Origin of the sequence: Bacillus ectoiniformans (genome assembly GCF_016908875.1) — a bacterium.
Classification (GTDB): domain Bacteria; phylum Bacillota; class Bacilli; order Bacillales; family Domibacillaceae; genus Bacillus_BX; species Bacillus_BX ectoiniformans.
Genome location: NZ_JAFBES010000001.1, coordinates 593442 through 606006, shown reverse-complemented (window position 1 = coordinate 606006; position 12565 = coordinate 593442). Strand labels below are relative to the sequence as shown.

At 35.8% G+C, this 12565-nt stretch carries 6 protein-coding genes, 15 tRNA genes and 2 rRNA genes; 19 read left to right on the top strand and 4 right to left on the bottom strand.

All coding sequences use genetic code 11. From position 1 onward, the window contains the following. The 17 genes from JOC78_RS03120 to JOC78_RS03040 all read left to right on the top strand — a co-directional run. Window positions 1–94 (top strand): 23S ribosomal RNA (locus JOC78_RS03120); the annotation flags it as partial. A 145-nt stretch (window positions 95–239) separates the two neighbouring features. Next, a 5S ribosomal RNA gene (gene rrf, locus JOC78_RS03115) occupies window positions 240–355 on the top strand. Between the two features lie 8 nt (window positions 356–363). After that, window positions 364–438, top strand: a tRNA-Asn gene (locus tag JOC78_RS03110). Between the two features lie 4 nt (window positions 439–442). Beyond that, a tRNA-Ser gene (locus JOC78_RS03105) sits at window positions 443–533 on the top strand. 31 nt (window positions 534–564) lie between these two features. Continuing rightward, a tRNA-Glu gene (locus tag JOC78_RS03100) sits at window positions 565–639 on the top strand. Window positions 640–658: 19 nt separating this feature from the next. Next, a tRNA-Val gene (locus JOC78_RS03095) sits at window positions 659–734 on the top strand. Between the two features lie 10 nt (window positions 735–744). After that, window positions 745–818 (top strand) — tRNA-Met (locus tag JOC78_RS03090). Window positions 819–823: 5 nt separating this feature from the next. Then, window positions 824–900, top strand: a tRNA-Asp gene (locus tag JOC78_RS03085). Window positions 901–917: 17 nt separating this feature from the next. Continuing rightward, a tRNA-Phe gene (locus tag JOC78_RS03080) sits at window positions 918–990 on the top strand. Between the two features lie 13 nt (window positions 991–1003). Next, window positions 1004–1079 (top strand) — tRNA-Thr (locus JOC78_RS03075). Window positions 1080–1114: 35 nt separating this feature from the next. Beyond that, window positions 1115–1198 (top strand) — tRNA-Tyr (locus JOC78_RS03070). 7 nt (window positions 1199–1205) lie between these two features. Beyond that, window positions 1206–1279 (top strand) — tRNA-Trp (locus tag JOC78_RS03065). A gap of 11 nt (window positions 1280–1290) precedes the next feature. Continuing rightward, window positions 1291–1366, top strand: a tRNA-His gene (locus JOC78_RS03060). Between the two features lie 16 nt (window positions 1367–1382). Continuing rightward, a tRNA-Gln gene (locus JOC78_RS03055) sits at window positions 1383–1457 on the top strand. Between the two features lie 6 nt (window positions 1458–1463). Beyond that, window positions 1464–1538 (top strand) — tRNA-Gly (locus JOC78_RS03050). Between the two features lie 13 nt (window positions 1539–1551). Continuing rightward, a tRNA-Cys gene (locus tag JOC78_RS03045) sits at window positions 1552–1625 on the top strand. Between the two features lie 9 nt (window positions 1626–1634). Further along, window positions 1635–1715, top strand: a tRNA-Leu gene (locus JOC78_RS03040). A gap of 295 nt (window positions 1716–2010) precedes the next feature. Here JOC78_RS03040 and JOC78_RS03035 read toward each other — a convergent pair. The 4 genes from JOC78_RS03035 to JOC78_RS17430 form a co-directional block, all read right to left on the bottom strand. After that, a complete protein-coding gene (locus JOC78_RS03035; RefSeq protein WP_204552881.1) occupies window positions 2011–2772 on the bottom strand; it encodes a Cthe_2314 family HEPN domain-containing protein in 762 nt (253 codons plus the stop codon). Window positions 2773–3162: 390 nt separating this feature from the next. Beyond that, on the bottom strand, window positions 3163–3327 hold the full coding sequence (locus JOC78_RS03030) for a hypothetical protein (RefSeq protein ID WP_204552879.1): 165 nt from the start codon (window positions 3325–3327) through the stop codon (window positions 3163–3165). 41 nt (window positions 3328–3368) lie between these two features. Next, entirely contained in the window at window positions 3369–3566 is a 198-nt protein-coding gene (locus JOC78_RS03025) for a hypothetical protein (protein ID WP_204552877.1), read from the bottom strand. A gap of 130 nt (window positions 3567–3696) precedes the next feature. Next, window positions 3697–3834 (bottom strand): transposase, encoded by a 138-nt coding sequence (locus tag JOC78_RS17430; RefSeq protein WP_204552875.1) that lies wholly within the window; start codon window positions 3832–3834, stop codon window positions 3697–3699. 287 nt (window positions 3835–4121) lie between these two features. Here JOC78_RS17430 and JOC78_RS03015 point away from each other — a divergent pair, with 287 nt between their 5' ends. Both JOC78_RS03015 and JOC78_RS03010 read left to right on the top strand, forming a co-directional pair. Then, window positions 4122–7613: a hypothetical protein gene (locus tag JOC78_RS03015; protein WP_204552873.1), complete on the top strand. Its 3492-nt coding sequence runs from the start codon at window positions 4122–4124 to the stop codon at window positions 7611–7613. Beyond that, the gene (locus JOC78_RS03010) at window positions 7604–12403 is read left to right on the top strand and encodes a DEAD/DEAH box helicase (RefSeq protein WP_204552871.1); all 4800 of its coding nucleotides are present in this window, start codon (window positions 7604–7606) and stop codon (window positions 12401–12403) included. Before JOC78_RS03015 ends, JOC78_RS03010 begins: the two co-directional genes overlap by 10 nt. Window positions 12404–12565: the final 162 nt, after the last annotated feature.

Below are 12565 nucleotides of genomic sequence, written 5' to 3'. Positions count from 1 at the left end.
AGATCCCTGAAAGATGATCAGGTAGATAGGTTCGAGGTGGAAGCGTGGCGACACGTGGAGCTGACGAATACTAATCGATCGAGGACTTAACCAAACGAAGGCAGTCTTCGGACTGCCCGAACGCAACAAACGATTACTTGGCTGCAAGGTTACTTAAGATATTATCTAGTTTTGAAAGAACAAAAAAAGTTCTTGCAAAAATAATTTATTATGTTATAATAATAAATGTCTCTAATAAGTCTGGTGATTATGGCAAAGAGGTCACACCCGTTCCCATCCCGAACACGGAAGTTAAGCTCTTTTGCGCCGATGGTAGTTGGGGGTTTCCCCCTGTGAGAGTAGGACATCGCCAGGCAGATTCATTCCGCAGTAGCTCAGTGGTAGAGCAATCGGCTGTTAACCGATCGGTCGCAAGTTCGAGTCTTGCCTGCGGAGCCAATTTGGAGAGCTGTCCGAGTGGCCGAAGGAGCACGATTGGAAATCGTGTATACGCTAACCGCGTATCAAGGGTTCAAATCCCTTGCTCTCCGCCATTTCTTGAACAGAACTTACATATAAACGAATGGCCCGTTGGTCAAGCGGTTAAGACACCGCCCTTTCACGGCGGTAACACGGGTTCGAATCCCGTACGGGTCACCATTATCTCACTTATACATATGGAGGATTAGCTCAGCTGGGAGAGCATCTGCCTTACAAGCAGAGGGTCGGCGGTTCGATCCCGTCATCCTCCACCATATTTATCGTCGCGGGGTGGAGCAGTCTGGTAGCTCGTCGGGCTCATAACCCGAAGGTCGCAGGTTCAAATCCTGTCCCCGCAATAAATGGTCCGGTAGTTCAGTTGGTTAGAATGCCTGCCTGTCACGCAGGAGGTCGCGGGTTCGAGTCCCGTCCGGACCGCCATTTACATATTATCTTAAGGCTCAGTAGCTCAGTCGGTAGAGCAATGGACTGAAAATCCATGTGTCGGCGGTTCGATTCCGTCCTGAGCCACCTTTACTAAAAAGCCGGTGTAGCTCAACTGGTAGAGCAACTGACTTGTAATCAGTAGGTTGGGGGTTCAAGTCCTCTTGCCGGCACCATTTTAGTAATACTTTTAGTTTTTCTCTCATATAATGGAGGGGTAGCGAAGTGGCTAAACGCGGCGGACTGTAAATCCGCTCCTTCGGGTTCGGCAGTTCGAATCTGCCCCCCTCCACCAGTTTTATAGGGGCATAGTTTAACGGTAGAACAGAGGTCTCCAAAACCTCCAGTGTGGGTTCGATTCCTACTGCCCCTGCCAATTAAATAATGGCGGTCGTGGCGAAGTGGTTAACGCATCGGATTGTGGTTCCGACATTCGTGGGTTCGATTCCCATCGGTCGCCCCATTTTTTTGTTTATTTATGGGCTATAGCCAAGCGGTAAGGCAGCGGATTTTGATTCCGTCACGCGAAGGTTCGAATCCTTCTAGCCCAGCCATTTTTAGCGGAAGTAGTTCAGTGGTAGAACATCACCTTGCCAAGGTGGGGGTCGCGGGTTCGAATCCCGTCTTCCGCTCCATTTTTGATTTTATGGCGGCATAGCCAAGCGGTAAGGCAGAGGTCTGCAAAACCTTTATCACCGGTTCGATTCCGGTTGCCGCCTCCATTAAATCACGCCGGTGTGGCGGAATTGGCAGACGCGCACGACTCAAAATCGTGTTCCTCTGGAGTGCCGGTTCGACCCCGGCCACCGGTATTAAAAATTAGCTATACTAAAAGACTTCTACAGTTGTAGAGGTTTTTTTATTGTCTTTTTACACGCTTTTTCATTAACAATAGATCCTAAAGTCATACACTGCACTATAAAATAAAAGGGTGTTGAAATGAGAGACACAATACCTTTCTTCGCAATATTATCAAGAAGAGATGAAAGTGGATTGCAGAAACCAATTAGTGAAACATTTGGAGAGTTGGCTAATTAAGCTCTCTTTATATTGATAAATTCCCTCAGAGAGGTGTTATAAATAAAACCTCTCCTGGGGGAATTTATTTTAAACGGCTGTTAAGTTTTTATCCAAGACTTCAAATGTCTGTTTTATACTTTCGAGTAAACCTATCATGACTCTCCGTATTTCTTTCGAGGTGGTATAATCGCCAATTCCAAAAGAACCCCCATTTTCTTTTATTTTTACTCCAGAACTAATTTCGTATGGGGGGTGATTGTGAGCAATATTATTTCTCATACTAACACCATCTGAGAAAGGTTTAGATTTTGTAATTTCTTTTAACTCTTTATGGAGTGTAGGGTTGACCTTATTCAATTTGAAAATAGCACTTTTAAAACTAATTTGGTCTCTCCAGTCATCTTTATCATGGGGAAGCTCATAGTGTTTATATAGAAGATGACCTAATGTTTCAAAAACGGTAAATGCTTTCAAAAAAAATATATCTACAAAATAACTAAAATTGTGCAGGTTGCTAAAATGTTCATCTGTAAAGTGAGGATAATATTGAACTGATTGACCTTTAAAACCTGGGGACATACACCATTCATCGTCTGGAATCCCCTTCTCAAAGTAATGCATGGAATAAGCAAAGTCTAAATTGAGAGCAAGAAGGCGATTGTTTAGAAGATACTCCCAATGTCTTACCTCGTTATTCAAAAGTATTTTAAAAAATAAATTCCCTTCTTCTTTTGCAAAGAGTCCACTTGGCAATTCATAGTCTGCAATGGGATTATCTTTTGAGAAAAGAGCAAGATTTATCTCCTCTATATTCTCAAATGGTTTTATATGTATAGTCAAACTTACCACTCCCTCCTATAGGTGATTTATAAATTTTACCATATAAAACTTTTGAGAAGATTATACTTTTGACACTTCTTATAGCAGAAATTTCATTTATCTTAATAACTCTTTCGCATATTTATAAATGAAAAAGCGAAGCTTTAAATAAAGTTGCTAGATCGAATATAAACGTGTGTAAGTCGAGTAAAATGAAAGTCTTTGATGTGAAATAAAGATCCTCGATATGCTACCGAGAGTTTCCGAAGATAAACAACTAAAGAGCTATGGAAATTTTCAAGCTTGGTTTCATAATAATGATACAGCCAGCCCAAGCTCACGGGTCACTTCCGCTTTCACGCAGCTTTCCGCCATCTTCACTGTGCGCAATTTAAACTCTAAGCATACATAGTTCCATTTTCACCCCACATGCACATATGTTAAATCACTGAACAATAACCTCAAATCTTGGTTTTGCTGGAATTCACGGTTTAATACATTGGCGATATTTGCATCGTTACTTTGCTTCTTCTGCTGCTTGTAGTAAGCGACCGTGTAGTTAGAGACAAGGCCCAGCTCTTTCATGATCCGGCTGATTCCTCGTCTGGAGATGCTTCCCTAGCTCTTTACTTAATTTTGCGTGTTTCATGGTTGGTGCGGCTTTGCATAAAGATGGTGCAAAGCCGTTCTTGAACATCTGCTTCCTCTGCTTGTCGTTGGTCATCTTCACGCTTTTTCACTTGATAGAAGTAAGAACTTCTTGGAATTTGCAGCACTTCACACATTGCTGATAACGAGTATTTGTGAGCATTGCTTCGAATCACATCTACTTTCGTTCCATGATCAGTGCGGCTTGCTTTAAAATGTTTACCTCTATTTTCATCTGTTGGTTTTCTTTCCGAGTCGAATCAAATCATTCTCCTCCGCCGAACGGTTGTATTCCGCTTTAAAGATTCATCGATTTAACGTAGATGGGGTAATATCATACTCCCTAGCAATGTCCTCTCTAGACTTCTCGTTTTCATAAAGCTTCACCAACGGCAGCTTGAAATCGGCTGTATATGTTCGTTGCTCTTCCTTCCATTTCCACACGCTCCTAAAGATGGTAGCTATAGTGTACTAGCACTTATGAGAGTTGTCTAACTAAGTGTAGACTATCCACACACCTTAATGGCCTGTTAATATATCCGTTCATATTTGTCCATTTTATAATGATAATTAGCTTTTATGAACGTTTAAAACTTACTATAACTTAATTACAGAATTTTCAATATCTATAAACATAAGTATGGTAAAATATTACTACCCATATAACTAAAAAGATACTTAATTATTACTATATCTACAAATGTGATTTTTTAAAGAGGGAGAGGTTGTATTTGAACTTATTTACAGAAGATAGCTCGCTCAAAACTATGAATGAAATGCTAGCTAAACAGATACCAAAGCACACCTTAATTGGGGACTTGCCACTTTCAAGAGAAGATTTTAAGCATTTAGCCTCAACCATCAATTTTTTATATGAGAATGATAAAAATTCAAAGAGTTTTTATATGTATAAGGAAGCCTTAGTAGCATTCCTAGTATTTTGTGCAGTTTATGAATACGACAAACGGACTTTTTGGCAACCAATAGAAAAATACACTGGCAATCTATCTTATCAACGACGGATGGAAATGCATAATACCTTTTTGAGTGTAGTTAAAGAATATAACCTAAATACATTTGAAAACGAAAGTGAAGAGGGATACACTTATGTAACCCCTATTTTGTGTCATGCAGGTATTCCGATTAATGCGTTTGACAGTTATTTTTCAGCTATTAGTAATACTGTAAATGATGCCTTTTATGATGATTTTGATGTTGATGATTACCTAGGTTACTTGAAAAATAAGACTGAAATGCCAGTAAAACGGTTTATTAAGTTAACTAATAAGAGGGATTCCTACAATTTTATTCAGAATACCAAACAATTAGTACTTAGTGATTCTGTTGATAGTGATGAGGAAATGGATAGCGGAAACTATATCCGTATGTTGGAACAGATTTCTTTGTGGAAGGAAAGACCAAAAAACAAGAAGAATCTGCAGGCTAGAAGTAATGTTCAAATAAACGCACCAAAAATAAAAATTGACCTAAACGGAGTAGGTATTTATTGCGAAGTACCAAGAATAATTGTTAAGGATTGTTTTGATTCTTATATTATCTGGGAAATCTCAAGCGATGATACTACAAATATTGTGAAAGCAGATTTTTTTAGAAGAAGTGGAGTACTAGTTTCAGAGGAAAAGATCGTTACCTTAAAACCAGCACATTCATACAGTATTACTCTTAAAGTCGACGATAACCTGATATCCAAATGGGAATTTGACGGAGTTAAAAATAATTATGTTGCATTTTCTCAAAATGGAAATGTAATTAAGACAGAACACCTGCCGAATAGCTCGGTCATTCTTTTGCTGAATAAGAATATCAGTATTTTAGAAAAAGATGAATTACCTATTATGGAATTACCACAAATACCATTGTGGACTTCTTTTAACGTATTTAAAGCTGAATTGTCAAATTTGAAGATGCTTAAATGTTCTGGATTGAATATCCGTGTAAATTCTGAAAATAAACCTATTATTGAAGGGGGAGAAACTTTATTTAATCAGGAAAACTCCAGAGCTTATATTACATTACCTTACATAAAAGTTCCGATAATAACTGAAGGCGAGTGGCATATCGAAATTAAACATAAAGCAGCAAACGATGTAATTAGTAAGTCGAACGTAGTTGTCCGTTCTGATTGTGAAAGAATTTCACTTAGTTCTTATATTAATAATGCATCATATGGAGAATATGATATTAAAATATGGAATCGAAGTGGGATTAATGGAAGGTTTAGTATAGAATACGTGCCTTTTGGAACAATTCAAATTGATAAGAATGATTACTGGCCAACTAATTATCAGGGATATGTTAATAACGTACAAATGTTACGGGCTAGTAAAAGTGTTGACATTGATATATATAACGCAGAAAAGATGTCCGAAATCCATCATGGTGATTATAATGTTCATCGATATAAAATCAATGCAAAGGACCGTTTTTTAGTGGGTGATTACAAATACACATTTAATGGATATGTTTTTTCTACTTCTATCAAAAAAAGTGTCTACCCAGTATCATGGGGGATTATTGGACTTGAAAAAGAAATTATCGATCTTTCAAGCAAAGTATATACACTAACACTACAAGATTTAAGTAATGCAACTGATCCATATTTATTATTTGGATTTAACTTTGATTCAATTTATGATATCCAAACTATAAAAATTGATTTGGTAGGACCTTATAAGACTATAGTACAGAGTAATAACATTTTAATCCCAAAAAAAGATGGATTGAGAGTACCTTTAAATCCCTTCTTATTTGAAGTTCAAAATACAAGTAATGTGATAGATTTTCACCTTCGAGTAACCTTACTCAATTCAAATGAGATAATGGTTTCAAGCTTCCTGATTGCTAGATTTCAAGATGAAGTGGTAGTGGAAAATGCACGTTATTCAGCAAACGAGCGTGATATTTCCTTTACATGGAAAGAGCAGGGAACACTTTGTGGACGGGAACTCGTTCAATTTAATTTTCTAAGGCCATGGGTACAGCCGTATCATTTCAAGATTGAAGATAAAATGTGCGAAATAACCATTAACACCGAATTGCTTGAAGAAGGTATATATCGTTATTTAATACAAAAGGAAGCAGACGATTTGTTTGAAGAAGTTGAGGCTGGAGTTTGTTGTTTAAAGGATTTTCAAAAAAAGTGGATTAAGGTTGACGGAGAACAAAATTTCTCCTCAGATATGGAGAAATTATTGTATCAGTTATTGAGAAGTAGATTTATGAAGACCGAAAAGGTACCTAGATACTTAGCAAAGATTAAATCTCAGATTAGAAGTATAAGTGTTAAAGTTCCAGAAGATATCAATATGATAGCGAATGCTTATATCTTGCATGATAGATTCTACCTAGATAAAGAGGACTCAACTGAAGTAATGAACCTAATGACTTCATTATTTAATTTATTTTCAAGTTACGGAAGTGAAACAATTAAATATATTTTAGAAAGTGATTTCTCTACGATGTATAAGAAAGAATTACTGCATAAGTTTCACTGTAATAATTTTACTTCTACTACGAGATTGAATGACTTTCAATTAAAATTACTGTCTGATATAGATGAAGACATGGCTGGATTTATCAATCTTATACAGTCCAATAATAACTCAAGGGGACTTAACTGGGCGGGCATAGCTGGCATTGAAGTATTGAAGGAGGAAGACTTATTTGGTGATGGAAATACAGATGGTACGTTTCTTTCCGAAAAAAACCTAGGAAACAGTTCGTATATTGCTAAATATTTTAAATATGTAGCCAACTCTTTACTACGACCAAAAAATTTATCGAAAACCTCTGTAGATTTTTTAAGAGAGTTTCAACGAGAAAATTTAGTTGAAGAGACTATGATTTTTGGGAAAACTAGACTTCAATTACTTGTAGAATGGAAGGAAAATACTGAAGAATCAAGCCAAATACAAGAAAAACTAGCTAATGCTCAATATTTACACTGTGAGCAAAAGTTAAAAGAACAATTTAAAGATGCATTTAAGGCTTTATCGAAACGAAGAATGGATGATGAGCTGGGTTATTATATAGGCTTAATTGCGTTATATGCATCTTGTATTAGAAACGGATTGATGCAGGAAACAAAGCAGTTTAGTCAATTATTAAATTTCACAATCGAAACATGCGAGAAATTATACTACAGGGATGCAATTATTATTGAACTTTACATGCGATTGGAGAGGGGATGCTCATGGGTTTAAATCCAATAACTACAACACATAAAATCAAGGAAGAGTATGTGGAATATTTAAGTTCCATGTTTTTCTTTCAAGATAAGGATTTAATGAGTCAAGCAAAAAAACAACTTTCTGAGGAAGGTAAATTTGTAAAAGGCCCTTTTATAGAAATAACACAACCCTTTATTACTGGAAAAAGCATGCAAGATTTAATGGATGATGGCCTAGTCTCTACTGAGTTTTATAAATTGAAAAAACACTTTCCACTCGATCGCACACTATATATTCATCAAGAAACCTCTATGAAAAAGGTAATTGAGGGAAAAAATGTTATCGTTGCTACTGGGACTGGTAGCGGAAAAACTGAATGTTTTTTACTTCCTATTATTAATGAATTAATGAGGGAGAAAGAGACTGGAACCTTAAATAGTGGTATTAGAGCACTTTTGCTTTATCCAATGAATGCTCTTGCTAATGACCAAATTGCTAGATTAAGAGGCATTTTAAAAGATTATCCAGATATAACCTTTGGTAGGTACACAGGTGAAACAGAGGAAACGCAAAAGAAAGCTGAAGAGTTATTTGCAAAAACAAACCCGGATGTAGAACTGATACCAAATGAATTGATCTCTCGAGAGAAAATGAGAGAGAACTCTCCACACATATTACTGACAAACTATGCAATGTTGGAATACTTACTTTTACGTCCAAACGATAATGTGTTTTTTGACCAGAAAAACGCAGAAAACTGGAAGTTTATCGTATTAGATGAAGCTCATACCTATAAAGGGGCAAAAGGTACTGAAATTTCGATGCTTTTACAGAAATTAAAAGAAAGGATATCTAAAATCCAAAAACAAAAGTTAACATGTATTGCTACAAGTGCAACACTAGGTGGAGGAAAAGAAGCATACAAAGAAGTAGCAAAATTTGCTTCAGATTTATTTCACGAACCATTTTATCCAGATGATATTATTGAATCGAAGAGAGTAAATTTGTTAGATCGAAACATAAATGGTGTTAAAAGGACTAGTAAGGAATACTTTGGTTTAGCAAGAAACTATTCTAACAGAGAATTATTTGATCTGCTTAAGAATGATTTAAATGTAATGAAATTGCAGGATAGCCTCCAAAGAAAGCCACAACTTCTTAGTGATCTAACAAAAGTGTTTTTTCAAGATGAAAACTTATCAGCCTCTGAAAAGTTAGTAGCACTTGTGGAAATTGTTAACTTATGTGCAATGGCGAAAGAAGATGTCGATTCCATGCCATTGCTACCAGCAAGATATCATGTGTTTGCAAAAGCTTTAGAAGGAGCTTATGTAGCTCTGTACAAAAAAAGAAGATTATTTCTAGACAGAAAGAAAACACATAGTTTAGATGATGGTAACAGGGTTGCTACGTTTGAACTGGCAAACTGTCAAAGATGTGGACAAGAGTATATCACAGGACGTACAGAAAATGAAACATTGATACATGCTGATGCTGATGTAGATATTGAAGGAGTAGTAAGAAGAAAACAGGAATATTATATGCTTAGTTTAGCAGAAGATGATATGGATATTTCTTTAATAGATAGTGATGAATCTATTGTTGAAGGTGGGGCTATTTCATTAGACAGTGACGAATATATACTATGTACTTGTTGTGGACATATCGAACCCGAAGGAAAAAAGAGACGAACAAATTGTTGTGATTATCCAAATGAAAAATATATAAAAGTACTTAAAATTAAAATGCCTGAGTATTCAGTGAACACATGTTTAAAGTGTGGCAATCATTCAAAAAATATTGTTAAGCAGTTTAGAACGGCTGATGACCCAGCAACTGAAGTATTAACAAGGTCGTTGTATCAATGTATTCCACCAAATAAGCAAAAGGTAATAGAAGATGACTTATTTGGTGAAACAGAAGAAATTGATGAAGAATTATTGGGAAGAAAACTGTTAGTGTTCTCTGATAGTCGTCAGGAGGCTGCTTTTTTTGCATCGTATTTACAGTCAAAATACAGTAACATTCTGTGGAGAAATGCAATTATTCATCAACTTGGAAACTTGCAAGAATATGATGATATCCGAATAGATAGTCTTGCAAATGCTGTTGTGAAATATGGAAAAGAAAAAAATCTTTTTGAAAATGGATTAGATGATATTGAGAAACAAAAGCATATACAAACAGTGTTAATTAAGGAATTTATGAACACAGAACGCCAAATTGGTCTCGAAGGTTTGGGGCTAATATCTTTTGTTCCGGAAAAACCAGCAAAATGGTCAAGATTAAACATGAAAAGTCTTGGCATCGATTCAGAGTTAGACCTTACTATTGATGAACTATGGGAATTATATAATGTTATGTTTAATTCATTAAGAGATATGAATGCCATAACATTCCCAGAATTAGTGTCAATAAATGATCAAACTTTTGCACCTAGAAATAAGGAAGTCTATTTCAAATTAGAATCTGAAAAGAGTGCTTCAGGTAATCATATCTTAGGTTGGTTACCACGAGAAAATTTCAATAATAGAAGACTTGATTTTATTCAGAAACTCTATAAAGCAAAAGGCTATTCAAAAGAAGATGCTTCTGAAAAAGCTAGGAGTCTATTAAAAGAACTTTTAATCGGAAAGCTATATAAAGGATTCTGGGTAAAAGATGAATATATTTATGAAACTCCACTTCCAAGAGAAGGAACTGTTTTAAAATTAAATTATAAAAAATGGCAAGTCTTTAAACCAGAAACATCATATATTTGTGATAAGTGTGGGAGGATTGTTTCAAGTAGTTTGAGGGGCATTTGTTCTACATATAGATGTGAAGGAAAACTAACTGAATACAAAGAAGAGAAGAATCGTTTCTCTTATTTTAAAGATTTATACACAAAAATGAAACCATTACCTCTAATTGCAAATGAACATACAGCACAGTTAACAAGTGAATATTCTTCAAGATTGCAAAACCGTTTTGAAAAAGGAGAGGTAAATGTATTAAGTTGTTCCACGACCTTTGAGATGGGAGTGGATGTAGGGCAGTTAGAGGCAGTATTTATGCGCAATGTGCCACCTGAAACTGCAAACTATATTCAAAGAGCAGGTCGAGCGGGCAGACGAACTGAATCAACTGCGTTTTCATTAACCTATGCAAAAAGACGTTCACACGACTTAACATACTATCAATTCCCTGAAAGAATAATAGGTGGGATGATAAAGGCACCATATATTGAAATGAACAATGAGAAGATTGTTTTACGTCATATGTTCTCGGTGGTATTTGCTTGGTTCTTTAGAAAGTATGAAACATATTACGGGAAGGTTGATAATTTCCTGAATATTTCCGGTGAAGGTGGAAAAAGCGCAGTTGAAGTATTAAAAGAAATCTTAAGTGAATACCCAGAGGATCTTAAGCAATCATTAGAATACATTGTACCAAAATCAAAATCATTACGAGCATTTGTAGACATTGAGAATTGGAAATGGATTGACTATCTCGTTAAAGACGGTGAAGGTGCACTTGTTATTGCGGAGTCAAGTGTTAAAGAGATAATCGAAGACTTAGAAGAATTAAAGAAAAAACTAGATTTAGAACGTAAACCTAGTGATAGTATATTAAAAATTCAAAACACTTATTTACAAAAAGATGTATTGAGCTTTTTATCATCAAGTAATGTACTTCCAAAGTATGGATTCCCAGTAGATGTTGTAAGTTTAGATATTCTTCACAATGGAGAGAATGCCAAAGTTGTTAATATTTCAAGGGATCTGAAATTAGCAATCTCTGAATTTGCTCCGGGGGCAGAAATTGTGGCTAATAAAAAGGTCTGGAAACCATATGCCTTGAACATGAGTAGAATGAAGGGTTGGCCAGTCCAACAGTATGCAATTTGTAAAAAATGTGGTCGGTTATTTGGATATCATGTTGATTTAGGAACTTCACATGAACAAAGAGAGACCGATTGTTGTAATGAGCCATTAAACTATCATTATTATTTACAGCCAGTCTTCGGTTTTTCAACAAAGGCAGACGATTTACCAGGAAATCCAGGAGAAAGACGTAAAGCCAAACCTCTTCCTTCAAGAGTAAAGTTTGACACCTATGTGGACGAAGAATTAGAACTTACAGAGACTTCTCATGATGTAGTTAAAATTGGAACTCATGAAATAGATGTTAAGTATTCATCCAGAGGGAAAATGGTAATAGTTAACAATGGGGGAGGTATGGGATATTCACTCTGTAAACGCTGTGGATATATTGCACAAACAAAGCCGGTTAAAAGTAAAAAAGAAACCAAAGTTGAGCATAAAACGAAGCTTGGTAAAAAGTGTGAAAACACCTATTTATACAATATCCATTTAGGACATGACTTTATTACGGATGTTGTAGAAATCAAATTACCTCTAATCTCCATGAAGTTTATAGAAAAAAGTTTCTGGCCTTCATTACTTTATACAGTTATGGAAGGTGCAAGTATTGAATTGGGTATAGCAAGAAGTGAGATCGGTGGATGTCTTTACAGAGCTGATGGAGTTGATGTTACTAACACATCGATAATTTTATACGATGATGTACCAGGTGGTGCAGGACATGCAAAAAAAATATCCCAAAATTTAAAAGGAATCTTGGAAAATGCAAGATTAAAAGTCTCAGGTTCATGTGGTTGTGGTGAAGATACAAGCTGCTATGGCTGTTTAAGAAGTTTTGAAAATCAATTCTATCATGAAATTTTACAACGAGGTATTGCTCACGAATATTTATCGGAGTTATTGAAGTCTGGTGATTACGCTAATGATAATAATACTAATAATAAACTAACAATCTGAGGTAATAAAAAAGATTATTATCTGAAGAAGTCTGGTTATTCTCGGACTTCTTCAGTAAGCCCGTATTCAAACAACGCATATAAAACGAAAGGCACCTCCGGTACGATAAACGTATCTAATTGAAGGAGGTGCTTTTTAATGCCGCTACAAAAACTTACTATC

What these genes read in the sequence shown, in the direction of transcription:
- JOC78_RS03030 (WP_204552879.1), bottom strand. Translation starts at nt 3,327, where the DNA reads ATGAAAGAGCTGGGCCTTGTCTCTAACTACACGGTCGCTTACTACAAG.
- JOC78_RS03010 (WP_204552871.1), top strand. Translation starts at nt 7,604, where the DNA reads ATGGGTTTAAATCCAATAACTACAACACATAAAATCAAGGAAGAGTAT.